At 73.0% G+C, this 233-nt stretch carries 1 protein-coding gene; it reads right to left on the reverse strand.

The features are described 5' to 3' along the window. Positions 1 to 186, reverse strand: a 186-nt coding sequence (locus ACQG3P_RS24390; protein ID WP_426806491.1) for an ATP-binding cassette domain-containing protein, incomplete at its 3' end; no start/stop codon positions are given. Between the last annotated feature and the right edge of the window lie 47 nt (positions 187 to 233).

Below are 233 nucleotides of genomic sequence, written 5' to 3' on the forward strand. Positions count from 1 at the left end.
CGTGGGCCCCTGGGCCAGCGACCGCGCCAGCGCCACGCGCTGCCGCTGGCCGCCGGACAGCTGGTGCGGCTCGCGCTTGGCCAGCTTCTCCAGCTGCACCAGCTCCAGCATCTCGCCGACCCGGCGGCGGATGGCGTCGCGGGCCCGGCCATCCTGCTTGAGGCCGCGGGCAATGGTCTGCTCCACGCTCGTGGGCGGGGACAGCGCCTAGGACTGGAACATCATGTTGATCG

Origin of the sequence: Stenotrophomonas sp. SrG (assembly GCF_050031795.1) — a bacterium.
In the GTDB taxonomy this organism is placed as follows: domain Bacteria; phylum Pseudomonadota; class Gammaproteobacteria; order Xanthomonadales; family Xanthomonadaceae; genus Stenotrophomonas; species Stenotrophomonas rhizophila_A.